Genomic DNA, 21371 nt, shown 5'->3' with positions numbered 1-21371 from the left:
AGTGTATGCAACGCCGCTTCCGCCCTCACATCCTGGGACAAGGCGGCAATCGCAAACTGCCGTCCCTGCACGGACAAAATGCCAACGTCATGCTGTCTTCCCGTATCCCAACCCGATTTGCACGCCAGCTCCCAGACCGCTTGTCCATCCTCCCCGCTGCGCGACGGAAGCTGCGACGGCAAGCCGTGGAGAACTTGCTGCTTCTGCATAATCGCGATCATATCGGCGCTTGCCCACCGCGAAAAACGGCCGCCGCACGCGATCTGCTCCAGCATCCGCGCCACATCGCCCGCGGTAATCATGTTGTTTTCCGTCACGTCCTGCGGGTATATCATCAGCTTGCGGGAATAGCGGCTGCGCTCCATCCCCAGCTCGCGCATGGTCCTGTCAATCTGTTCCTTTCCAACTAGATCAATCAGCATGTTCGTCGCCGTATTGTCGCTCTGAATAATCATCAAGGTCACAAGGTCGCGGATCGACAGCTTCAAGCCTGGCGAAAGCGCATATAAAAAGCCCGATCCTGCCACCAAATCCTCTTTGCGCAGCGCCAACTGTGCGTCGATGCGAGCCTTTCCCTGCTCACAGGCCGCATAGACGGCTGCCATAATCGGAACCTTGATGACGCTTTCGGCAATAAACAGCTCGTCCGGCCGATGCGCAAAATACGCGCCATTTTGCACAGCCAGCTCTTTTACCACGACGCCCCATGCCCCTTTCGCTTCCTGCAAGATCGCTGACAAGCTTTTCTCCAAATCCACCGCTCCTGATCCCTCCTGTAAAAGTCCGCCTCAACCGCCTGTCTATTATCATACAATTCAAAAAACGACTGTTACAAGTTTTGGATGACCATGACTACGACCGACCGCTGCAGGATGTTTTGGCTTTGCCGTCCTTTGGAAATAATAGGGGGATAAACGTACTGTAGGTGAAGCCACATGCAAAAGCCCGGAACGATCGGCATTCGTCAATTCACCATTCTCGTTACGCTGATTACGATTGGCGATTCCATCCTGATCCTGCCCGCAGCCGTAGCGAAAGAAGCCAAATACGACGGTTGGCTGTCTGGGATCATCGGCGTGCTGATAGGTCTGGCTATCGTCTACCTTTACTGCATCATCAGCCACCTCTACCGGGAGCATACGCTGATCGGGAAAAACATGCTCATTTTCGGCCGCTGGCTCGGCACCTGCCTGTCCATTTTGTTTCTGTTCACAGTGCTGATTAACGGCTCTGTCTACGTGCGGGCCATTGGCGATTTCATGACCTCGCAAATTTTAAAAGAAACGCCAAGCGTTGCCGTCATCTTTTTGCTCGTGGCGAGCGCTCTCTTTGGTGCGCGCCTTGGGTTGGAGACGTTCGCCCGCACCAGCGAAATTTTTTATGTTTGGTTCGTCTTTACCTTTCTCTCCTTTTTCTTCTTGCTGACGCCGCAGTTTTCCATCCATAACTTGCAGCCTGTTTTGGAAAACGGCATCGGCCCGGCCATTCACGGCTCCTTTTCTGTGATCGCCTTTCCGTTTTCTGAACTCATCATTTTTTTAATGATTACCCCTTTTGTTGATCCGTCGCAAAAACTTACCCCTGCTTTCTTGCGCGGGGCGACGTACGGCGGCATCTGCCTCATCGCAATCATCATACTGACGCTGTTGGTGCTCGGGCCTTCGATGACGGCACAGGACAATTTTCCGAGCTACTCGCTTGCGAAACGGGTGCACGTCGGGGAGTTTTTTCAACGACAGGAGGCGATGATGGCGCTGATGTGGTTCGTTTCGATCTACTTCAAGGTAGTCACGTACATGTACGGCTTTTGCCTGGGAATTCAGCAGCTTTTGAAGCTGCGAGAGTACAAGCTTCTTACTTATCCGACCTGTCTGTTATTTGTCGTCGGCGCGATCATCCTTTTGCCGAACGAGACGTTTTTGCTGCAGGCTTATACGTTTTGGCCGCTCTTTGATTTCACCGTGGCGGTCTTGTACCCGCTGCTACTGGTCGCCTGCTATTACATACGGAAGCGAATCCAAAACGAGCCGACACCTCTGCAAAAGTGAGGGCGTCGGCTTGTGTCTTGGGACAGAGGCAGGGGCTTATTTTTCTGCAAGCTGGCAAGCGCGCTTGATCGCGGCGACCCGCTCGGCATCCACGTAGCGCAGAGCCTGTCCGTCTTCTCTGGCGGCAGTGCCGAAGTGCACCGCTTTCACGCCTGTTTGTCTGATGAGCTCGGGAGCGTTCGCTTCTGACAGTCCGCTTCCTGCCAAAATACCAAGCGGCGTCTGTGCTGTCATCCGAACCAGCTCGGCAATGCAACTTGCGCCTTCTATGGCCGTCCGTTTTCCGCCTGAAGTGAGAATCGTGCGCACCTGCGGGTATTGCAACAAAATGCGGGCCGCCTCCCGTTGATCTGCTGCTTCGTCAAAAGCCCGGTGAAAGGTCACGGCCAAGCCATCCGCTTCCGTAAGCAGCAGCTCCAGACCGTGCCGATCAAGCTGCTTTTCCGGCGTCAGCATGCCAAAAACAACGCCTGCCGCCCCAAGCCCGCGAATGACGCGCACGTCTTCCTTCATCACGCGCAGCTCGTCTGCGGTATAGCAAAAAGATTGACTGTGCGGCCGCACCATGACATAGACCGGGATGGACACCGCCTTGACCACCGCCTCAATCAAGCCCCAGCTCGGCGTGAGGCCGCCCTCCAAAATGCCGGAAATCAGCTCCAGCCGATCTGCGCCTCCTTGCTCTGCGCGTCTGGCATCCTCTACCGAAGTCGCAATTACTTCCACAAGCATGTCGCACTCTCCCTTCGTCCGCAAACATTTACGGACATTGTACGAAGTGTTTCCGCCCCGGCGCAAGCGCGGCGCGCGGTCACCGTTTTTCCAGTACAAAAACGGGCCGTTTCTCCCCGACGATCAGTCGGTTGTCGTTGGCGATTTCCTTTGACGACAGGGCGTGCAGTCTTGCGATCGTTTCTTTGTTGCTGTAAGCAATCTGTTCCAATATCCCGGCAATGACGAGCGGCCAGACTGCTTCAGAGCCGTCCAGCACCTTCAGCGAAAAGCTGATCCGCTCCTTTTTCAGCGCAAAGCCATATACGCCCATCGCTCCGCCTTTGGCAATGATGTTCGGATCGGTCAACAGCGCTGTACAAATGAAACGATGGCTGGCGATCATTTCCGGATGGGCCGTCATCCAGCCTGTAATTTTCTGAACAGCCTCCCGCGTCGGCTGGTCGGCGATCAGATCGGGGCAAGCGAGCTTCATGTACGCCACCGCCAAATGCTTGAGCGGCAAGGCGTAGACAGGAAAGCCGCAGCCATCGACGGCAAGGCGGATTTTCTCTTTCGGATAGTCCGCCAGGCTCGCAAAAGCGGCGAGCGCCTCCTGCTGGGCCGGATGCTCCTGCTTGTAGTAATCGTCGGTCGAAAAGCCGCGCTCTTTGGACAACGCCAAAAAACCCAGATGCTTTCCTGCGCAGTTGTGAAACAGCCTGCGCTTCGCTACGCCCTGGGACAAGCAGGCAAACTTCGGTTCTTCATTTAACGGGTACGTCGGGCACGTAAGCAGCTCGTCTTCCCGAATGCCTGTTTTGGACAAAATCGACTCCAAAGCTTCCAGATGATAGACCTCACCGCGGTGCGAAGCCGCAAACAGCGCCGCCTCCCGACTTGTCAGTCCGAATGTTTCGGCAATGTTTTGTCTGGCTACCGGAATCGCTTGAAACGGCTTGGCCGCCGAGCGCAATAAAGCGACGTGCTCCACATCTCCCGCCGCATAGATCACCTGTCCGTCTTCGCCCACCCCGCAGATCATGCCCGAATGAACGTTTTCCAAAATACCGCCGCGATACTCCTCCACTAATGGGACCTCTCGCATCTGAATCACCCGTTCCGCTCTAATCTTTTTGCTAATTATTCCATCGACAGGATAATATCGTGAATCACAATTGAAAAAACAGGAGTGAACCTGCGTAATTATAAATTCGAACCAGAGGATAATGGGAAATTTTCTCCATTGGTGTTATTAAAAAATACTAGCAGTACCACCATATTCCGTCAATCGTTTTTTCGCTCACCGTTTCCCATGACGAGCCGATCTGTAGTATAATGGCTCAGGGCGACAGCATGCCGCCCAACTGCATACGAAATCCGCGCGACTTGCGCGGGAGAGGTTCGCGAACTCCCTCTATAAAAAACTAAGGTGGACAACAGTACCGATCCCTTGGTATTGTTTTGTTTTTTTACAGGAGCAGGTTCAAGAACTCTCTTTCTTCCATGACTACGAATAAGGAGATGGAGAGCATGAAAAAGGAAAAAGCCGTCGTTGTGTTCAGCGGAGGTCAGGACAGCACTACATGCCTGTTCTGGGCCAAGCAGCAATTCGGCGAAGTAGAAACGATCACGTTTGACTACGGGCAACGGCACAAGCTGGAGATCGAATGCGCCCAGCAAATCGCCCGCGAGTTGGGCGTGGCCAACACCGTATTGGACATGAGCTTGTTGAACCAGCTCGCCCCCAATGCCCTAACCCGCACAGACATCGACATCACCCAGGAGGAAGGCCAGTTGCCTTCTACGTTTGTCGACGGGCGCAATTTGCTGTTCCTGTCTTTTGCCGGCGTGTTTGCCAAGCAAAAAGGAGCGCGGCATCTGGTCACGGGCGTTTGCGAAACGGATTTCAGCGGCTATCCCGACTGCCGCGACGCATTTATCAAATCGCTCAATGTGACGCTCAACCTGTCGATGGACTATCCGTTTGTGATCCATACGCCGCTCATGTGGCTCGACAAGGCACAAACGTGGAAGCTGGCCGATGAACTGGGTGCCTTCACCTATATTCGCGAGAAAACCCTCACCTGCTACAACGGCATCAAAGGCGACGGCTGCGGCGAATGCCCTGCCTGCCGCCTGCGCAAAGCCGGACTGGACGCGTATCTTTCCGAAAAAAATGAACAAGGAGCACACGCCTGATGAGCGCCAACTTTGACTTTCGCATCGTCGACCGCATGCAGGCACTGGGCACCCATATTCAAAAATCGCAACTGCGTTACCATAACAAACGCGTGCTGGTGAGCAAAGAGTTTACGTTTGACGCCGCGCACCATCTGCACGCCTACGAAGGCAAATGCAAAAACTTGCACGGCCACACGTACCACGTCGTGTTCGGGATCAGCGGCTACCCGGATGAAATCGGGCTCGTCATCGACTTTGGCGACATTAAGCAAATCTGGAAGGAGCATATCGAAATCTACCTCGACCACCGCTACCTGAACGAAATGCTGCCTCCGATGAATACGACCGCTGAAAACATGGTGGTCTGGCTGTTTGAACAAATGGAAGAGCAGCTCCAGTCTGACGCCTATCGCGACCGCTACCGCGGCGCTCGCGTCGAATTTGTCCGCCTGTTTGAAACGCCGACAAGCTATGCCGAGGCGAGACGGGAGTGGATGATGGAGTGAGCATTCCCGTTCTGGAAATTTTCGGCCCGACGATTCAGGGGGAAGGCATGGTCATCGGCCAAAAGACGATGTTCGTCCGCACGGCAGGCTGCGACTACCGTTGTAGCTGGTGCGACTCCGCCTTTACCTGGGACGGCTCGGCGCGGGATGAAATCAGGCAGATGACGCCGGAGCAAATTTGGGCGGAGCTGGAGCGTCTGGGGAAGAACCGTTTTTCCCACGTCACGATCTCCGGCGGCAACCCGGCGCTGCTCGCAGGCATGGGCGAGCTTGTCTCGTTTTTGAAGGAGCGCGGCATTCGCACGGCGCTGGAGACACAAGGCAGCCGCTGGCAGGAATGGCTGCCCCTGATCGACGACATCACCCTTTCGCCGAAGCCGCCAAGCTCCGGCATGACCACCGACTACGCCATGCTCGACCGCATCGTCCACGCTTTGCTTGAGCGAAAGCATCCGGGGCTGAACCTAAAGGTCGTCGTGTTTGACGACGCCGACTTCGCCTATGCGCGCGACATTCATCGGCGGTATCCGGCGGTTCCTTTTTTCCTCCAGCCGGGAAATAGCGATCTCGTCAGCGCAGACACGCAGGAACTGAGAGAAAAGCTATTGGAAAGCTTTGAATGGCTGATCGACCAGGCGATGGCCGCCCCCGATTTGAACGACGCCAAGGTGCTCCCGCAGCTCCACGCGCTGGTCTGGGGAAACAAGCGCGGCGTGTAGAGGTGTACGTGCAAGCGTGTAGATGAAAGGACAAACCAGGAACAGATAAACAGAAACGAGGAGGAAACATCCATGAGCGAACAACAACGCGATCTGTCTTCCCTCACCCTTTTGGGCAACCAGGGAACGACTTACAGCTATTCCTACGATCCGAGCGTGCTGGAGTCTTTTGATAACAAGCACCCGTACCGCGATTACTTCGTCAAATTCAACTGTCCGGAATTCACCAGCCTGTGCCCCATTACCGGACAGCCGGATTTTGCCACCATCTACATCAGCTACATCCCGGACATCAAAATGGTCGAGAGCAAGTCGCTGAAGCTGTACCTGTTCAGCTTCCGCAACCACGGCGATTTCCACGAGGACTGCGTGAACATCATCATGAACGACCTGATTAAACTGATGGACCCGAAATATATCGAGGTCTGGGGCAAATTCACCCCGCGCGGCGGCATCTCGATCGACCCGTACTGCAACTACGGCCGTCCAGGGACGAAGTATGAGGAGATGGCGAGCTATCGGCTGATGAATCATGATATGTATCCGGAGAAGGTGGATAATCGGTAAAAGGTATGTAAGTACCTATGCAAAAACCCTTATTTTATAAGGGTTTTTTCTTGTTTGCAGATGTAGCGATTTTCTGAAGCAATCACTTTTGGAAGACTGACTATGGATGAAAGCCGGTAAGGTACTTGTTCTTTACCGAAGAATACTACTATCAATCATGGCCAGCCACATGCATGATGCAAAAGGGAGAGTATCGAATGGAAAAGTTGATCGAAGAGTACCGCCAAGGCTGTGAGCCGTTGCGAGAAGCCGTAGAAGGATTGTCTGAGGAAGAGCTGCGTTTCCAGCCTGCACCGGACAAATGGAGCATCCACCAGATTCTGATTCATGTAACAGATTCCGAGATTTTGTCTACGCATCGGCTGAGAAAAGTGTTGGCGGAGGAAGAACCGCTTCTGCTATCGTTTAATCAGGAAGCCTGGGTGGATCACCTTGGCTATGAGCGGTTGGACCGCGAGCAGCACATGCTCCTGTTCCAAATGCTGCGGGCCAGCATGCTGCCGCTTCTGGAAAATCTGACTTCCGCGCAGCTTGAGCGGGTCGGGCAATATCCCGATGGAGCGCGATTCACGTTCAAAGAGCTGCTGGAATATCGCGTCCAGCATGTCCGCGACCACCTCGCCCAAATTGCGCGGGTAAAGCAGGCATTCCGCGAGAATAAGGTGTAACTGACGAAGAAGCCAATCGTTGAATAAATGAACGAACACAAGCGGCATTCCAGGACGTCTTTCTCAATCCTGATTGCCGCTCTTTTTTGCTGTTTGCCCCAAAACAAGAACGTTCGTTTGTATTTTGTGCGAACGATCTGCCAACATGAAACGATATTTTTTGCGTCTCCTTACAAATCCTTCCAAGACAAGAGCGCAGGCGTTGTAATCTTTGTCTGCTTTGGTCCAAGTACCAATCCCCTCCCCGGATTAATCCGCAGGAGGGGATTGGCACTTATGCCTCTTCCCGTACCCACTCCCCCTTTTTCAAATCTTTTTCATAGTTTATAATTATCTGAAAAGGGGGTATGGCCATGGCAGTCAACGAATACAGCTTACCAACATCCCCACAGGCAGTAAAACTGAAAGACAATGAGCTTCCGGTATTCGAAGTGCAGCCGGATCAAAACCTCGCGAGCGAGTTTCACAAGCGATTGATCCAGATGATTGCGGAATTTGAGCTTGCGCTGGATGAACAGCACGAGGTCGGGATGCGGCTAGTCTCGTTTGGACAAAACGTCACACTGCGCGTCGAAGGGATCGGCTACTACAATCCGAGCCTGATCCGCTTCTTCGGAACGACAGAGACCGGCGCGCCGGTGGAGCTGATCCAGCATGTTACGCAAATCAGCTTTTTGTTAATGGCCGTCAAAAAAGCCGATCCAGCTAATCCTCCCAAGCGAATTGGGTTCAAGGCCCCAGAAGAAGATGAAAAAGAAGACGTGTGACAGCGTCTTCTTTTTTTGTCTGAATCAAGGCCATATAAAACGGATGGTAAAGAAACGGAAAACTCGCTAAACTGAAAGAAATGAGAAACCGAACCCCCAACACATTACGAGGAGGAGCCTATTCATGCATCCAAAACACGTCCCCCGTTAATCCCGTGGCCCTCCGTTCCTGTCCGTTTGACCACTCACCCACCAACCATGCAAAGGGAGATGTGTACAAATGAACATGAATGGACCTGAAAACATAACGCGCAACGAGCGACTGCAAACGTGCCAGGAAATCGCCGCCAGGCTGCATGAGGTGTACGGCGCGAAAATTTTGGCGATCGGCGTCTACGGCTCGGTTGCCCGCGGGACAGACGGCCCTTTTTCCGATATCGAAATGTTTTGCGTGCTGGAGGAGTCGGACGAAGACGTCGATTTCAGCCATGAATGGTCAGCCGGGCCATGGAAGGCCGAAGTGAACGTGCTGAGCGCCAACGTGCTTTTGCACATGGCCGCCACGGTTGACGAAGGCTGGCCGCTGTCGCACGGCGCGTTTTTTGCTCCGCTCGCTCTGTACGATCCAAAGGACTTTTTTCCCGCGCTGAAAAAGGCGGCGCAATCGCCTACCCAGGAAGCGTTCACAGAGGCGATCAACGGCGTGCTCGTCGGGGAAATGTACGAGTTTATCGGCAAGCTGCGCAATGCCCACCTGAACGGCCCGCACACCTACTTGCCCTATCTAGCCATGCAGTTTGCCCAATACGGAGCGATGCTGCTCGGGCTGCACCATCGCACCTGCTATTCGACAGGCGCCCAGGTGTTGCCGGAGTCGCTCCTGCTGACGGACCGACCGGATGGCTACGAGCAAGTGGCAAAGCTGGTGATGTCGGGCGAGTTGGCTGATCCGGCAAAAATCGTCGCGGCGTGCGAGCAGTTTTGGAGCGGACTGCACGTCTGGGCAGCCAAGCACCATTATGTGATTCATACGAAGCGCATTCCTTTTTAATCCGATCGGAAAAAGACCTCTTTTGGCGAGAGGTCTGCCCTGTCGGCAAAAGCGCAAAAGCCCCGCTATCACGCGGGGTTTTTCGTTTCGTTTTCGCTGGCTGACGGATGTCAAGCGGACAAGCCCGGCGATTGCTAGGCCGACAAGCCCGACGACTGCGAGACCGACAAGCCCGGCGGCTACTAGGCCGACAACCCCGGCCGCTATTAGACCGACAACCCCGGCCGCTGCTAGGCCGAAGAGCCAGCCCAATGCGGCGGGCGCGTAAACGACGGGGGTATTTTCGTGGAGGCGTCCCCCTTTGCCGCGTTGAGCTGTGCCTGAGTGAGAAACAGGCTGTCGGTCAAATCGGCCCCGCGCAGATCGGTATCGCGGAAGTCTGCGCCGATCAGGTCGGCCCACCTGAGGTTCGCTCCGCGCAGATCAGCCGCGATGAGATACGCTCCGCGCAAATTGGCTCCCCTGAGGTCGGCGCCTCTGAGCTTCGCCCCCATGAGATCAGCGCCCCGGCCAACATGTTTCGCTTTTCCCCGCCCCCCTTTTTGCTGGCGACAGGCTTCTGTCCGGACGAGCTCGCTCACCTGCCGCAGCAGTTCGCCCACTTTTGCCCGCTGAGCGGCAACATCCACTTGCAACAGCGCTTCCGGGGCCAGCTCCGTAAAGCTCTCCGTCTCGCGCAGGACGCGCTTGATCTTTGCGTGCAGCGGACGGGCTGGCTGCAAAGTCGACGCTTCGGTCAAATACCAGAGCAGCTCATGCAGTTGCCACATGAGCGGAAACACCTCGTACATTTGCTTGGCCAGCTCCGGCGCCTGCCGCCAGTCGCGTCCGGCGTACGTTTCCTGTGAAACCTTTTGCCCTGCGCCAAAGCAATCGTACACGGTACAGCCGCGAAAGCCGAGCTGGCGCAAGCTCTGGTGAACCGCGCAGCGAAAATCGTCCTGCAAGTTGCGACAGGGGGTGCCTTTGTCCTTGGTTGCGGCAAAGTCGGAGGAAGCGGCAAAAGGCAGCGCCACACAGCACAGCCCGAAGCATTTTTCGCAGTCCCCGCGCAAGTCATGGCGCAACCTCCCCAGGCACGACTCGTCTTGTTCTTGATGAGCAGTCATGTATGCCCTCCTGACAAATTCTCTTTTTTCCTATTGGCGTAAAGGCGATGAGCACCCGATGAAGCCTGGCTGCTTGCCAAAGTCATTCCTGTTTCTTTTCGCACCGCGTGCAACTCCGAGCGCGCGGTGCGGCGGCATTGTCTCGCCCATGCACTGGTGTTCGCCTCAAAACAAGCCGTCCGCCAGCAGTACGAAAACTTGGATGCGCGCAAAACCAAGGCCCAAGCCAATTGGCAAAAGCCTCCACACCCTGGCGCACACGTCTTTGCTTTTCGCTTCGTTCATCGTCTCGCTATGCGCTTTCGCACGCAAAAGCCCGATCCGCTTTGCGCTGCGAGCGACACGGAACGGGCTGTCTGTCGTTACTTGAAGGCGATTTGCGATTCGAGCATGTGCTGCACGAACACCTCGGCAAAAGCCTCAGCCGTATTGTAGCATTCTTCCAGCGTATTGTTTGTTCCGCCAAATTCAAGCAGCAGGCTGCCCGAAGAAATCGACTGGTTGTACACGCCATTTCCTTCGTTTTTCCCTTTCAAAATGACGCCGCGCGACAAGCCGGGATAATATGCCTCGAGGCGCGCATGCAGGGCGTCGGCCAGCTTTTTGTTTTCCAGATAACCCGGGTTGGCTGTGCCGATCACGAACAAAATGCGCGAGTACGTCTTGCCGTTGATCGTGATTGCCACCTTGCTGCGCGGCTCGTCGCTGTCGCGGTGGATGTCGAAAATGTACTTCAGGTTCGGACTGGTCGTCGCCGCTGCCGCCACCGCCTTGTACGACTCAGTGTACGACATCGCATAGCTTTTCTTCTGCTCGGCCAGCTTCTGGGCGAAGTCATCCTGGTTGACCATCGCCGGGATGCCTTTTGCTTGCAAAATTTCCCCCAGCCGCTTGCCGACCAGCGTAATGTTGATTTCAGGGTCGTCGACGGAGCTGCCCTGGGTGTTGCGCGCGACGTTGCGCCACGACTCGCGGTTGTGCGTGTGGTAAATATAGACGGTTTCATTGCCGATCATGCCCTGGTTATAGCCGACGCCTGGTGTCCCTGCACCGACTGGCGACAGGTTGCCCGCCGCAGGGATGCGGTCGACGATCCAGCCTGCGATGTAGGCGAGCGAGTTGTCAGGCATGCGGATGACGTACCAGTCTCCCACGATTTGCACAATCGGGAAAGTCTGGCCGGGCTGCACGTTGCCCACCACAGGGTAGTTCGTGCCGGGACCGCTGCGCAGATTGGTATCGGCGTTTCTGACGCGAATCGACTCTTCTGCGGGAGCAGGTGCAGGCTGCACCGGATTCGCCGCGACGGGCGGTGTCGTCACCTGGCCTGTCTCATCCGGGACGATTGGCTTGAAAATATAGGCGTACGTGCCGTAGTAGTCAATCGTGTACCAGCCGTCCGCATAGCCGTAATGGGTAATCGTCGAGCCGCCATTGACCTGTCCGATCACAGTGCCCAAAAAGTCGGGAGCGGCGTACACCTCGTAGCTCTCGTTCAGGACGAGCGAGCCTGCGCCCAGCTCGATCGGCATTTCCGGCACGGTCGGAACGGGAGTCGGCTGCGGAACTGGCGCGGGGGCGGGAGTCGGTACTGGCGTTGGGGCTGGCGCAGGAGCTGGAGCTGGAGCGGGCTGTGGCGCCGTCGTTTCCACCAAAAAGCGTGCGTTGACCCAGCCGCTTGTTGTGTTGGACAGCTTGATCTGCGCCCACTCGCCTTGTTTTTTCACTTGCAGGAAAACTCCGTTCTTGTCGATGACTTGCAAGATTTGCGAAGTGGCATTTGGCTCTGCCCGCACGTTCAACATATCCACGTTGCTCTTGACGTATTTCAGTTGAGGAATCTCAAGCATTTTGACGTACTTGTTGTTGACCCAGCCTGTCTTGCCGTTGCTGAGCCTGACTTGCGTCCAATCTTTTTGTCCCTGCACGATCGGCAGCCGTGTCGCTTTCGAAATCGTGCCGACAATCTGGGAGGTTGTTCCGGGTGTACTGCGAATATTCAACTGATCGACTGTTACCTCGACATGTGTGGCTGCTTCCGCGAAGGAAGCCGGCAGCAGAAAAATCAGGCAGCAGGCAGCGATAACGCTGTTTTTTACGCGTGCAAGCAAGATTCTCTTTCCCCTTTTGTATAGAGATCGTCAGCAAGATTGGAAAATCCAGCCTATTCGTTAAAAATTCGCGACTCGCCAGCATTTTCCTTCATCTTCCGACATCTTTTCCTGTCAAAAAGGCACAGAATAAAAGCCGCTCGTCAGTGAGCACAAGGCTCCCTCGCGCTTCGCATAGCCAAAGCACTCGCGCCATTCCAACATTTTTGCACACAAAAAAACACCACAAGGGCGCGGCCTGTGGCGTTTTTTCTGCTGTCTCGCTCGAAAAAACCGATTATCTCACAGGGTCCCAGTCGCTATATCCGTTTTTGGACACACTTCTCCCTTGAGACTCCCACGGCTAAAGCCGCAAGTCTTCCACCTTGCGGTGTACGGGTGGGATTCTTGAATGACTAAGCGTTCGCAGTCCATTTCTGTTTTGAACAGCCTTCAAGATGAGGGCATCTCATTGCCCCTCCTAAGACAGTGCATATAGCATCTTAGGCTGATTGACTGTTACCATCAATCACAGGTGCATATCGAATGTTCATAGCACCGACTAAATCACGATGTTTTTCGAATCCACATTTGCATTTATACTTACGGTCTTGTGCCTTATTCTTCTCAGAGCATTTAGGGCATGTCTGACTTGTGTATGCAGGATTCACATGCTCAACTCTAATACCAACTAAATTCGCTTTATATTCAATGAACTGAGACAGGCGATAAAATGACCAAGTATGCAGATTCTTTTCGTTTTTACGGCTTGTTCTTGCCGTCTGTCTAATATTCGCCAGTTGTTCCAAGCGAATGACAGAAATTTTATTGTCTTTTGCAAAATTTACGATAGCACGACTAACCTTATGGTCTTGGTCTTTCATCCAACGTTGTTCTTTATCTTTTGAACTACGAATCGCATTTACCTTTTTCTTTTTGCCTAATGCTTTGCGTTCAGAACGGAACTTACGCTTCATGTACTTATTTTGTCTGCCATTCCCAAAGAAACGTACCTTTTCATCATCTGTTACAGCAACGGCAGGAACTTTTAAACCCAAATCAACTCCCATGACTTTTACTCCTGTTCCTTCCATAGTAGGTATGGTGACAGAAATTTGGGCAATCCATTTATTTGCTTTCTGTGTGATTCGAAGCGTACCTAATTTGTGTTTTAGCAAAGCAAAGTTACGGTTGTCTTTATCAACTAACAAAGCACGGATAGGTGTTTTAGTTACCTTGCCGTCAATCATAATCGGCATGGAAATGTGCGTGAAATCAAACGAATAGTTTTGATTGTTCCAAATGCAGACAGGTTTCTTCAAAACAGGAACAGTAGTGAATTTGCTTTTCTTCGCTTTCTTAAACACACTTTTCGCGTCCTTGATAGCTTGATTTTTAACGGCACTTGGCAAAGAAGCAGAAATATCCTTACTCGACTTCTTTGTGCTTTTCTTTTCAGCAACCATTTCGGAAACGAGAGTATTGATAGTGGAGAGGTACGTTTGACTCATTTCACGCAAAATAGAAGCCTGTTCTTTTGTTGGAAGCAATTTCACTTTGACTGTGATGGTCTGCGACATGATTTTCACCCCCTTGTTTTCTGTTGTTCGACATATCGCTTTATTGTTTCACTTGATACATTTCCTGCGGTAGAATGGGAGTGCGTTGAGAAACATATGCGTATGGTCTTTGTCGCATTCAAGAGCAACAATCACAATTTGCAGTTCCTCACACCCTTCATGTACCAACTCTTTGAAGCGTTGTTCTACATCTGCTTGCAGAAAAATCTTTCTTCTGTACCGAGGGCAGAACACAAAATGGTAGTTTAATAATGAAAGGGTTGTGCTTGTTCTTCTGTATTCGTTCATACACCTATTGTATCAGTTTTTTTTATATACTACAACAGATGAACAACAAAAAAGAGTGGAATTTTCAAATACTTGAAGTACCACAAACCTTCGTTTTATTCGTGGTACTCCGTATTTGACCTCACTCTCATCCCGCCCCTAAAGGGGGTGCTATCGCACCGTAGCGGGCTTTCTCGTTCGGAAAATCTGTAACCAGCGCAAAGAAAACAGCGGTCGAGTATCCGATTCCTTTTGCCAATGATTGCAACGCTCTTTTTTCACTCGGGCCCGCTCCTTTCCGCTGATTTCGGTTCCAACCGAACTGAACTGTATGTAAAAAGAAACACCGCTCATCCTGATTTTTACAGAATTATACGCCAGTCAGGCAGTCTTGGCAAGGCCGCCCCGGTTTATTTTTTCCTGCCGTTTCGCCACAGCATATAAACGTTCGCAACCGAGGTGACAACCAGCATGCCAAGCAGGATGTTGGTCGCCACAAGCGTGTTCCTCAAGCTGCGAATCGGGTCCTGGATGGAGGCGAGCACCCCGGCCAGCCTGTCCGGCAGGTCGTGGATCGCGGCGATGAACTGATTGAGGTACTGCAAGTAGTTTTCCAAAGCAGCAGCTCCCTTTCCGCATGGTGATGGCTTTTGCCTGTACAGTTGGTATGGTTTGTCGGAAAGTCGCTCTTGATGCTTCTGCCGGCCAAAACCGCTTCGGGCCAAGCCATAGGCCATGACATGACGGCGGCAGGCACCGGGAAAATCCGCATCTTTCTGCTATGGCTAAAACTCGTCTGGTTGTGGAATAATAAAAATGAGAATATTACAATGATTCATAATTACGTGATCCACAAAAAAACGAAAGGACGTCTTTCCATGATCGCAGAACGTTTTGTCCGGGAGTCGCGCACTTTCAAGGCAAGCCATGTGCTGCCTCCCGATACGAACAACCACAACACGCTGTTTGGCGGCAGGCTGATGGCGCACATTGACGATGTCGCGGCCATTTCCGCCATGAAGCACGCGCGCGGACCCGTCGTGACGGCTTCTACGGATTCCGTCGATTTTTTGCATCCGATCCGCGTGGACAACGAAGTTTCGCTCGAAGGCTTTGTCACCTGGACACACCATACGTCCATGGAGGTGTTCGTCAAAGTTGTGGCAGAGGACTTGCTGACGGGTGCGCGTAAAGTCTGTGCGACCTCTTTTCTCACCTTCGTCGCCATCGGGCCGGATGGCCGCCCAACCCCCGTGCCCAAAGTCGTGCCGGAAACCCAGGAAGAAATTTTTTTGCACGACGGAGCGGCAGAGCGGGCAGAGGCGCGGCAGCAGCGCCGCAAGCGCAGCAAGCATCTCGCGGATTTGCTCGGAACGGGGCGCCCTTGGGAGCCGTAGCTGACGGACGCTCGGACGCGCGACTGCAACGCCGCGAGCGTCTCTCCTGATTCGCTCGGCACGGGACCCGCCCGTGGGAGCCGTAGCTGACGAACGCTCGGACGCGCAACTGCAACGCCGCGAGCGTCTCTCCTGATTCGCTCGGGACGGGGCCGCCCTTGGGAACCGTAAGCTGCCACGCGATCCTTTTGCCCAGACAAAAGCTCCCCTTTCCAGCTGTCGAAAAGGGGAGCTTGCTCGTTTTATCAGCCTTCCTATGTTATTCCTTCGTGGCCCATTTGAAATCAAGGTAGCCCAACTCATCCATGACGACGCCCTTCAGCTTCTCGTCCTGCACCCAGTTGCTCGAATAAAAATAAATCGGAAGCACGGGCATTTCTTCCGTCAGGATGGCTTCTGCCTCCGCCAGCAATTGCTTGCGCTTGGCCGGGTCCGCTTCTGTCGCCGCTTTGTCGAGGAGCGACTGGTACTGCTTGTTTTCCCAGTTCGTATTGTTGTTACCGCCCTTTTTGTCGTAGAACAGTCCCAAAAAATTCGCAGGATCGCCGTAGTCCGCCAGCCAGCCCATCCGTCCAATTTGGTAATTGCCCTCGGTTATATGATCCAAAAAGACCTTCCATTCCTCTTCCACCAGCTTCACGTCAACACCCAGCGCCTCTTTCCACTGCTTTTGAACTTCAAGCGCAATCTTTCGATGGTTTTCCGAGCGATTCATGGACAGGGAGATCGGCGGGAGCTTGCCGATTCCCAGCTCCTTCATCCCTTCTGCCAAAAGCTTTTTCGCTGTCTCGCGATCATTGTCCTTGAAGTAGCCAGACTGCTTCTCGCCATTGGTCACAGGCACGATTGCCGTAGCGGGCACCTGGCTTCCCTTGGTCACCGTGTCGACAATCGCCTGGCGGTTCATCGCGTAGGCGAACGCTTTGCGGATTTTCGCATTGGTAAAAGGAGCCTGCTCCGTATTGAACTTGTACCAGTAGACACCCGCGATCGGCTTCGTGTGCAGAAGCCCTTTCTCCTTCAGCACTGGCAGAGCATCTGCCGGAAGCTGCCCGGGAGCACCCGCCCAGTCCAGCTCACCCGTATCGAACAAGGCCAGCTCCGTCTCTTCGTCCTCAACCATCGAAAAGGCGAGCTTGTCCAACTTCACGGCTGCCTGATCCCAGTACGACGCATTTTTCACCAGCGTCATCTGTTCAGCGCGCGTCCAGGAAGCGAGCTTGTAAGGGCCATTTCCTACATGCGTCGAGACGGCATTGGCCCATTTCGGATTCGCGGCCACGACCTTCTGGTTGACCGGATAAAAGGTCGGGAAGGCTGTCAGTTGGGCAAAATAAGGAGTCGGCTCCTCCAGCACGACGCGCAACGTCTTCGCATCAACCGCCTTCACCCCTACGGCGTCCAGCTTCTCCTTGCCGCTGTTGGCTGCTTCGGCATTTTCGATCACGTAGAGCTGATGGGAGTAGATGCTGTCCGTTTTCGGATCGAGCACCCGCTTCCATGCGTATTCAAAATCGTAGGCCGTGACGGGATCGCCGTTGCTCCATTTGGCATCGCGCAAGTGGAAGGTGTACGTCTTCAAATCGTCAGACACCTCGATCTTGTGCGCCATGGATGGCTGCAGCTTTCCATCCGGGCCAACGCGAACCAGGCCGTCGTACATCGCCCTGGTCAACATGAACGATACTTCATCCTCTGCCAGCGCCGGGTCGACCGTGAGCGGCTCCGCGACCAAATTGAGCCGCAGTACTTTTTCCGTAGCGGCCGGACTGGCTGCCTTTGGCTTTGCTTCATTGGCTGCCGCGTAGCCAGCGCAAGAGGCAATCACTCCAGCGGCTACCAACACATTCAAAACGCTTTTGCTGCGTGATTTCATCGCGATTCTCCTTTGATTTCTAGTTTTCGAATTTTACATATAATACCAAATAACCAAAATAAAAACAAATAAACCGTTACCGCGTCCAGCAGTAGTGCCAAAATCCCGCAGCGTCAGTCTCGCGAAAAACAAAGCCGTTTTTGAGCAGCACTTTTTGCGAGGCGATATTTTCGGCTGTCGTCTTGGCCTGTACTTCACGGATACCGAGCGGCTGTATGTATTCGGTAAGCAGGAGCTTGAGCGCCTGAGACGCAATCCCTTTGCCTGCGGCATCCGCTCCGACCCGGTAGCCGAGTTCGGCGCTTCCTCGTTCGTGATCGGAATCGACCAGATTCATCCGGCCCAAAATGTCTCCCCGGCGCATTTTTGATGAGCGTAAAGCAGGAAATACGCTGCTCTTGCTCTGCCAACAAAGCTTGCAGACTGTTTTGAAAATAATCGTAGTGATAGTACGCCTCCCCGCGGCTGGGGACTGTCCGCTCGAAAAACTCCCGCTTTTTGCACTCGAAGGCAAAAAGCGCCGGGGCATCCTGCTGCTTCAACGGCTCGATATGGATGGACATGAAAACGACACTCCTTCACAAACATGATTGGTTCTTCATCCGCGGCCGAAATCCGCTAGAATAGGAGACAGGTACAAAAACGAGGTGAATGCGCATATGGCTTATTTGGAAGAAGGCACGTTCATTGCCTTTCTCGCCTTTTCGATTTTTTTCCTGGTCGCCTACAAGCTGGATCAGATTTCGTTCGTCGCCTTCGTCGTTTCATTGGTCGCGACAGCGGCGGTGCACGCTGCCTTTTACCTGCTCATGCTGAAATATTGGCCGATCTTTTAAACGCGCCGCCTGCTTGCTACAGCAGCAGATCACGCACCTGCGAAAACAAGCGCGGGCTTGATGCTCCCGCGCTTGTCTTTCGGCACGCTCAATTTCCGGCTTGCTTTTCGTAGGCGGCAAGAAGTCCGGCTGCCTGTTTTTGGTATGCTGTCAAAAATCCTTGAACGCCCCGGTTCCACTCCGCCTGCGGCAACGGCAGCGGCAACTGGTTCGCCTGCTTTCCGTTGACCAGCAGCATCGTCTCGACCAGCGCCTTCTGCTCAGGCGACAGCTCTCCAGCCTTCAGCACTTTCGGCTTCGCGAGCTTTTTCCCCGCCACCGATCGTAACAGCTCCGCAAAAAACATCTGGTGATACTCTTTGTACAAATCCATCGACATATAGTAGCTCATGCCTCCACGCTGCGGCACGATGCCCCGCTTTTGCGCCCATTCCGTCAACTCCTTGGCGGTCAGCGACTGGCTGCTTTTGCCTGTCGCCATGAAGTAGGCGAGGCTGTACATGTCTTCGTCGCTCATGTCAGCGCGTTTCGCATCGGGCTTGATCGCGCCTTTTGCTTCCAGTGCCGCGAACACCTCTGCTTTTCCTGCGCCCTGTGGCAGTCCCGCATACAGCGCGAGATTCGCGTAAAACTTGCTCTCGCTGCTGCCCTTCCCGGACCAGCTATACGGCTTGCCGAAGTCGACAAGCTCCAGCGGGTTTTGTTTCATCAGTGTCGTATATGCCTCGAAGCTTTGCAACTGGAGCGGGCGATACGTAATCACAGGCTTTTTCGTCAGGAACTTGGTCGTAAACAGCTCTTTGCCGTCCTGATCGAGATAGCCGAACTGGTCCTTCGTCGCAAACGCAAATGGCGGCTGTGTGTCGTCGTGCAGCCAAAGTCCGGGAAAGACTTCGCCGGACGGCTTGATCGCTTCGTACCTGGGAGCAGTCAACTGTCTGCCGTCTGCTGCCAAAAGCCCGTACAAGCCCGTCTGCTTATCCTGGTAGACGACAACGCCTGGTCTTTTGTCGCTTTGCGGCAGCGGCTTCAACGACTGGTAGTTCCCTGTGGTGATGCGCTCCAGCGAAGAGGAGTACACATCCCAGCCATCTTTCGTTTGCACCAGCAGCTTGTCGAAAGTAGAGGCTGTCTCGTATCCGGTTGCGTTCGCCAGCTTTTGCACGAGCCGGCTGCCTTCCTGCGCCCAAACATCGAGCGTCCCGTCCGCCCGCATCGCAACGGCCGCTTTTTTCTCGCCCATCGCTATTTCCGCAGCCTCCCGATACGCAAACTCGCCTGCGACCTGCAACTGCCCGTCTGCGATCCGGATGAATGCCCGCTTGTTTGTGCCCTCCTTCACGCCCAATGTGTAGAAGGTGTCGCCCACCTGCATGATGGTGACGGGCGGAGCGTCGTAGCGCCCCTTCCACCGCGCCAGCTTGATCTCTGTCGTGAGCAGCGTGCCGTCTGGCGTGTACAGGTCAGCCGTCTGCCCATCTGCTGCGACGATCAGCTTGGAGGCATCGTCTGCGTAAAGCTGTTCATAATGCTTGCTGATCGGTTTATCGGTCGAACGGTCGACGATTACGCTCCCTTTGCCCGCTTCGTACACCGCATTCAACTGCTCGGACAACGGCTGGACGTCGTGTTCGCTCTCCGGCTTGCCACTAATGCCACCGAAGCGTAGCACTTTTCCATCCGGCTCGGTTACCACCACCTGTCCCGTAGCTTCCTCATAGCGAATGACCCGATTTTCTGCTGGTGTGAGCAGCAAACCTTCCCGCTCCGAATACAGCCCGATTTTGCTGCCGTCCTTGACGCTCTGCAGACCGTAACTGCCTAACGGCGTCAACGAATCGAACCAGAAGTCCGGTTCGCGGATCGGCTTTTCCCAACCGGGGAGAATCGTCTTTTTCCCGTCGCTGCGCACCAGCAGACGGGAGGCAGGCGGCCCTTCCACGCGCGGATGCACGAACGGGATCACCACTCCTGCGTCTACCTGCACAACGCCGTACATGCCCGTCTTCGGGTCCTGTCCCAGCACGTAGCTGTCGCGCAAATAGTCCGCGCCCTTTTTCAACGAATGAGCCGTTCCTTTGGCGATGGAATGGTAGGTCACAATATCTTTGGAGACGGTCCAGTACAAATCCGGGTTGCTATGCGCAAATCCCACCTCGGCATAGAGCGGCTCCGCCAAAAGCTGTCCGTCCTTCCACAAACCGACTCCGTTTGGCCCCACCAGTTGAAAATATCCATGGTTCCAGGTGTAGATCGCCTTGTATTGCGCAGGCAGCACGTACTGTCCATTCACATCGACCAGACCTTCCTTGCCGCCCGAGCGCACCTTGAGATAGGCAGTCTTTGGCCCGCCTTCATTGGGAATCAGCGCGGCCCCCGGCAAGGAAAATCTCGGCTTGAACGTCACCAGATCGTACAAGGTCATCGCCTTCGCGGTCGTCGCCACAACGTAGCGCGTCGCGTCTGCTTCCTGATCGCCCTTTACCTCTGGGGGAATCAGCGAGACGATGGACAGCTTGCCTGCCACGGGAGGAATCAGCACCTTGCCCGTTTTGTCCAGCAGCATGGAAGTCTGTCCGCCCAGCACAATGACTGGGTCATGGTCAGAAGACAGATAGTAGCTGTGCGCCCCTGCAAACTTCGTGGCTGACAGCTTTTTCGTCGTCAGGTCGATGTATTGAAACCAGCCGCCTTTTTGCACGATGGCGATGTTATTCGAGCCGGGAATTTCGATCTCGTCCCAGACGGCGGGAGTGATTTCCTTGCCGGTACGCACGTCGAGCAATCCTTTTTTTCCGGCCTTGGTGACGATCACCGCGTGCGCAGAGTAGTCGAATGCATCGTACTGGGCTTTCGTTACCAGCTCGTTGCCATTGGTGAAACCGATCTTGTAATCCGTCAAGTACGGCTGAACGGTTGCAAACGAAGCCGCTTGCACCGGAGCTGTCCATGCGCTCGCGCAGAGCAGCGCAGCCGCCATCAGACTGATCGCTTTATGTTTCATGGGCTTGTTGGCCTCCCCCTGTGCTTTTTGCTTGCTATCAGTCAGACGCGC

At 54.2% G+C, this 21371-nt stretch carries 19 protein-coding genes, 2 pseudogenes and 1 riboswitch (1 of these 22 cut by a window edge); of the genes and pseudogenes, 10 read left to right on the top strand and 11 right to left on the bottom strand.

What is annotated here, in order from left to right:
• A protein-coding gene (locus tag M655_RS06720; protein ID WP_026558184.1) for a serine hydrolase crosses the window boundary here: on the bottom strand, window positions 1-758 show its 5' portion. Its footprint begins 43 nt before the window's first position; the window shows 758 of its 801 coding nt (coding positions 1-758); its start codon is at window positions 756-758; its stop codon lies off the left edge, out of view.
• Between the two features lie 177 nt (window positions 759-935).
• On the opposite strand from M655_RS06720, the gene M655_RS06715 reads away from it, so the two are divergent.
• Window positions 936-2048 carry a GerAB/ArcD/ProY family transporter gene (locus tag M655_RS06715; RefSeq protein WP_026558183.1) on the top strand — a complete coding sequence of 371 codons (1113 nt, stop codon included), beginning with the start codon at window positions 936-938 and terminating at the stop codon, window positions 2046-2048.
• Window positions 2049-2084: 36 nt separating this feature from the next.
• On the opposite strand, the gene M655_RS06710 is transcribed toward M655_RS06715, so the two are convergent.
• Window positions 2085-2780, bottom strand: coding sequence for a copper homeostasis protein CutC (locus M655_RS06710; protein WP_007784340.1), 696 nt, complete (start codon window positions 2778-2780; stop codon window positions 2085-2087).
• A 79-nt stretch (window positions 2781-2859) separates the two neighbouring features.
• Window positions 2860-3867: an asparaginase gene (locus M655_RS06705; RefSeq protein ID WP_026558182.1), complete on the bottom strand. Its 1008-nt coding sequence runs from the start codon at window positions 3865-3867 to the stop codon at window positions 2860-2862.
• 285 nt (window positions 3868-4152) lie between these two features.
• A riboswitch (PreQ1 riboswitch) is annotated at window positions 4153-4196 on the top strand.
• Window positions 4197-4292: 96 nt separating this feature from the next.
• On the opposite strand from M655_RS06705, the gene queC reads away from it, so the two are divergent.
• The 7 genes from queC (at window position 4293) to M655_RS06670 (ending at window position 9161) form a co-directional block, all read left to right on the top strand.
• A complete protein-coding gene (queC, locus tag M655_RS06700) occupies window positions 4293-4961 on the top strand; it encodes a 7-cyano-7-deazaguanine synthase QueC (RefSeq protein ID WP_005830383.1) in 669 nt (222 codons plus the stop codon).
• Window positions 4961-5449 carry a 6-carboxytetrahydropterin synthase QueD gene (gene queD / locus M655_RS06695; RefSeq protein ID WP_026558180.1) on the top strand — a complete coding sequence of 163 codons (489 nt, stop codon included), beginning with the start codon at window positions 4961-4963 and terminating at the stop codon, window positions 5447-5449. The genes queC and queD overlap by 1 nt, the downstream gene beginning before the upstream one ends.
• 47 nt (window positions 5450-5496) lie before the next feature.
• Window positions 5497-6168, top strand: coding sequence for a 7-carboxy-7-deazaguanine synthase QueE (queE, locus tag M655_RS06690; protein ID WP_051353962.1), 672 nt, complete (start codon window positions 5497-5499; stop codon window positions 6166-6168).
• A 72-nt stretch (window positions 6169-6240) separates the two neighbouring features.
• Entirely contained in the window at window positions 6241-6735 is a 495-nt protein-coding gene (gene queF / locus M655_RS06685) for a preQ(1) synthase (protein ID WP_007784349.1), read from the top strand.
• Between the two features lie 197 nt (window positions 6736-6932).
• Window positions 6933-7403 carry a DinB family protein gene (locus M655_RS06680; protein WP_007784350.1) on the top strand — a complete coding sequence of 157 codons (471 nt, stop codon included), beginning with the start codon at window positions 6933-6935 and terminating at the stop codon, window positions 7401-7403.
• 353 nt (window positions 7404-7756) lie between these two features.
• On the top strand, window positions 7757-8170 hold the full coding sequence (locus M655_RS06675; protein WP_005830393.1) for a DUF6173 family protein: 414 nt from the start codon (window positions 7757-7759) through the stop codon (window positions 8168-8170).
• Window positions 8171-8390: 220 nt separating this feature from the next.
• Window positions 8391-9161, top strand: a complete 771-nt coding sequence (locus tag M655_RS06670; protein WP_026558178.1) for an ANT(4')-I family aminoglycoside nucleotidyltransferase — start codon at window positions 8391-8393, stop codon at window positions 9159-9161.
• 230 nt (window positions 9162-9391) lie between these two features.
• Here M655_RS06670 and M655_RS06665 read toward each other — a convergent pair whose 3' ends face one another.
• From M655_RS06665 to M655_RS06645, 5 genes and pseudogenes are all read right to left on the bottom strand, one after another.
• Window positions 9392-10270: a pentapeptide repeat-containing protein gene (locus M655_RS06665; RefSeq protein WP_026558177.1), complete on the bottom strand. Its 879-nt coding sequence runs from the start codon at window positions 10268-10270 to the stop codon at window positions 9392-9394.
• Window positions 10271-10632: 362 nt separating this feature from the next.
• Window positions 10633-12381, bottom strand: a complete 1749-nt coding sequence (gene spoIIP, locus M655_RS06660) for a stage II sporulation protein P (protein WP_026558176.1) — start codon at window positions 12379-12381, stop codon at window positions 10633-10635.
• A gap of 482 nt (window positions 12382-12863) precedes the next feature.
• Window positions 12864-13940 (bottom strand): RNA-guided endonuclease InsQ/TnpB family protein, encoded by a 1077-nt coding sequence (locus M655_RS06655; RefSeq protein WP_007784978.1) that lies wholly within the window; start codon window positions 13938-13940, stop codon window positions 12864-12866.
• A gap of 5 nt (window positions 13941-13945) precedes the next feature.
• Window positions 13946-14228 (bottom strand): annotated as a pseudogene (tnpA, locus tag M655_RS06650) (IS200/IS605 family transposase).
• 389 nt (window positions 14229-14617) lie between these two features.
• A complete protein-coding gene (locus M655_RS06645; RefSeq protein ID WP_025845331.1) occupies window positions 14618-14824 on the bottom strand; it encodes a hypothetical protein in 207 nt (68 codons plus the stop codon).
• A 261-nt stretch (window positions 14825-15085) separates the two neighbouring features.
• On the opposite strand from M655_RS06645, the gene M655_RS06640 reads away from it, so the two are divergent.
• A complete protein-coding gene (locus M655_RS06640; protein ID WP_025845333.1) occupies window positions 15086-15604 on the top strand; it encodes an acyl-CoA thioesterase in 519 nt (172 codons plus the stop codon).
• A 259-nt stretch (window positions 15605-15863) separates the two neighbouring features.
• Here M655_RS06640 and M655_RS06635 read toward each other — a convergent pair whose 3' ends face one another.
• Both M655_RS06635 and M655_RS28295 read right to left on the bottom strand, forming a co-directional pair.
• Window positions 15864-17480 carry a peptide ABC transporter substrate-binding protein gene (locus M655_RS06635; RefSeq protein WP_005830400.1) on the bottom strand — a complete coding sequence of 539 codons (1617 nt, stop codon included), beginning with the start codon at window positions 17478-17480 and terminating at the stop codon, window positions 15864-15866.
• Between the two features lie 76 nt (window positions 17481-17556).
• Window positions 17557-18043, bottom strand: a pseudogene (locus M655_RS28295) (GNAT family N-acetyltransferase).
• Between the two features lie 96 nt (window positions 18044-18139).
• Between M655_RS28295 and M655_RS06625 the strand changes: the two are divergent.
• Window positions 18140-18316, top strand: coding sequence for a hypothetical protein (locus M655_RS06625; RefSeq protein ID WP_007784359.1), 177 nt, complete (start codon window positions 18140-18142; stop codon window positions 18314-18316).
• Window positions 18317-18404: 88 nt separating this feature from the next.
• Here M655_RS06625 and M655_RS06620 read toward each other — a convergent pair whose 3' ends face one another.
• Window positions 18405-21320 carry a WG repeat-containing protein gene (locus M655_RS06620; protein ID WP_026558175.1) on the bottom strand — a complete coding sequence of 972 codons (2916 nt, stop codon included), beginning with the start codon at window positions 21318-21320 and terminating at the stop codon, window positions 18405-18407.
• Window positions 21321-21371 lie beyond the last annotated feature (51 nt).

It is taken from the genome of Brevibacillus sp. NSP2.1 (genome assembly GCF_000470975.2).
In the GTDB taxonomy this organism is placed as follows: domain Bacteria; phylum Bacillota; class Bacilli; order Brevibacillales; family Brevibacillaceae; genus Brevibacillus; species Brevibacillus agri.
The sequence above is the reverse complement of the archived record's forward strand: the minus strand, read 5'-3'. Positions and strand labels throughout refer to the sequence as shown.

What these genes read in the sequence shown, in the direction of transcription:
- M655_RS06625 (WP_007784359.1), top strand. Translation starts at nt 18,140, where the DNA reads ATGGCTTATTTGGAAGAAGGCACGTTCATTGCCTTTCTCGCCTTTTCG.
- M655_RS06655 (WP_007784978.1), bottom strand. Translation starts at nt 13,940, where the DNA reads ATGTCGCAGACCATCACAGTCAAAGTGAAATTGCTTCCAACAAAAGAA.
- M655_RS06675 (WP_005830393.1), top strand. Translation starts at nt 7,757, where the DNA reads ATGGCAGTCAACGAATACAGCTTACCAACATCCCCACAGGCAGTAAAA.
- M655_RS06620 (WP_026558175.1), bottom strand. Translation starts at nt 21,320, where the DNA reads ATGAAACATAAAGCGATCAGTCTGATGGCGGCTGCGCTGCTCTGCGCG.
- M655_RS06705 (WP_026558182.1), bottom strand. Translation starts at nt 3,867, where the DNA reads ATGCGAGAGGTCCCATTAGTGGAGGAGTATCGCGGCGGTATTTTGGAA.
- M655_RS06640 (WP_025845333.1), top strand. Translation starts at nt 15,086, where the DNA reads ATGATCGCAGAACGTTTTGTCCGGGAGTCGCGCACTTTCAAGGCAAGC.
- M655_RS06715 (WP_026558183.1), top strand. Translation starts at nt 936, where the DNA reads ATGCAAAAGCCCGGAACGATCGGCATTCGTCAATTCACCATTCTCGTT.
- M655_RS06680 (WP_007784350.1), top strand. Translation starts at nt 6,933, where the DNA reads ATGGAAAAGTTGATCGAAGAGTACCGCCAAGGCTGTGAGCCGTTGCGA.
- queE (WP_051353962.1), top strand. Translation starts at nt 5,497, where the DNA reads ATGGTCATCGGCCAAAAGACGATGTTCGTCCGCACGGCAGGCTGCGAC.
- queD (WP_026558180.1), top strand. Translation starts at nt 4,961, where the DNA reads ATGAGCGCCAACTTTGACTTTCGCATCGTCGACCGCATGCAGGCACTG.
- M655_RS06635 (WP_005830400.1), bottom strand. Translation starts at nt 17,480, where the DNA reads ATGAAATCACGCAGCAAAAGCGTTTTGAATGTGTTGGTAGCCGCTGGA.
- queC (WP_005830383.1), top strand. Translation starts at nt 4,293, where the DNA reads ATGAAAAAGGAAAAAGCCGTCGTTGTGTTCAGCGGAGGTCAGGACAGC.
- M655_RS06665 (WP_026558177.1), bottom strand. Translation starts at nt 10,270, where the DNA reads ATGACTGCTCATCAAGAACAAGACGAGTCGTGCCTGGGGAGGTTGCGC.
- M655_RS06670 (WP_026558178.1), top strand. Translation starts at nt 8,391, where the DNA reads ATGAACATGAATGGACCTGAAAACATAACGCGCAACGAGCGACTGCAA.
- queF (WP_007784349.1), top strand. Translation starts at nt 6,241, where the DNA reads ATGAGCGAACAACAACGCGATCTGTCTTCCCTCACCCTTTTGGGCAAC.
- M655_RS06710 (WP_007784340.1), bottom strand. Translation starts at nt 2,780, where the DNA reads ATGCTTGTGGAAGTAATTGCGACTTCGGTAGAGGATGCCAGACGCGCA.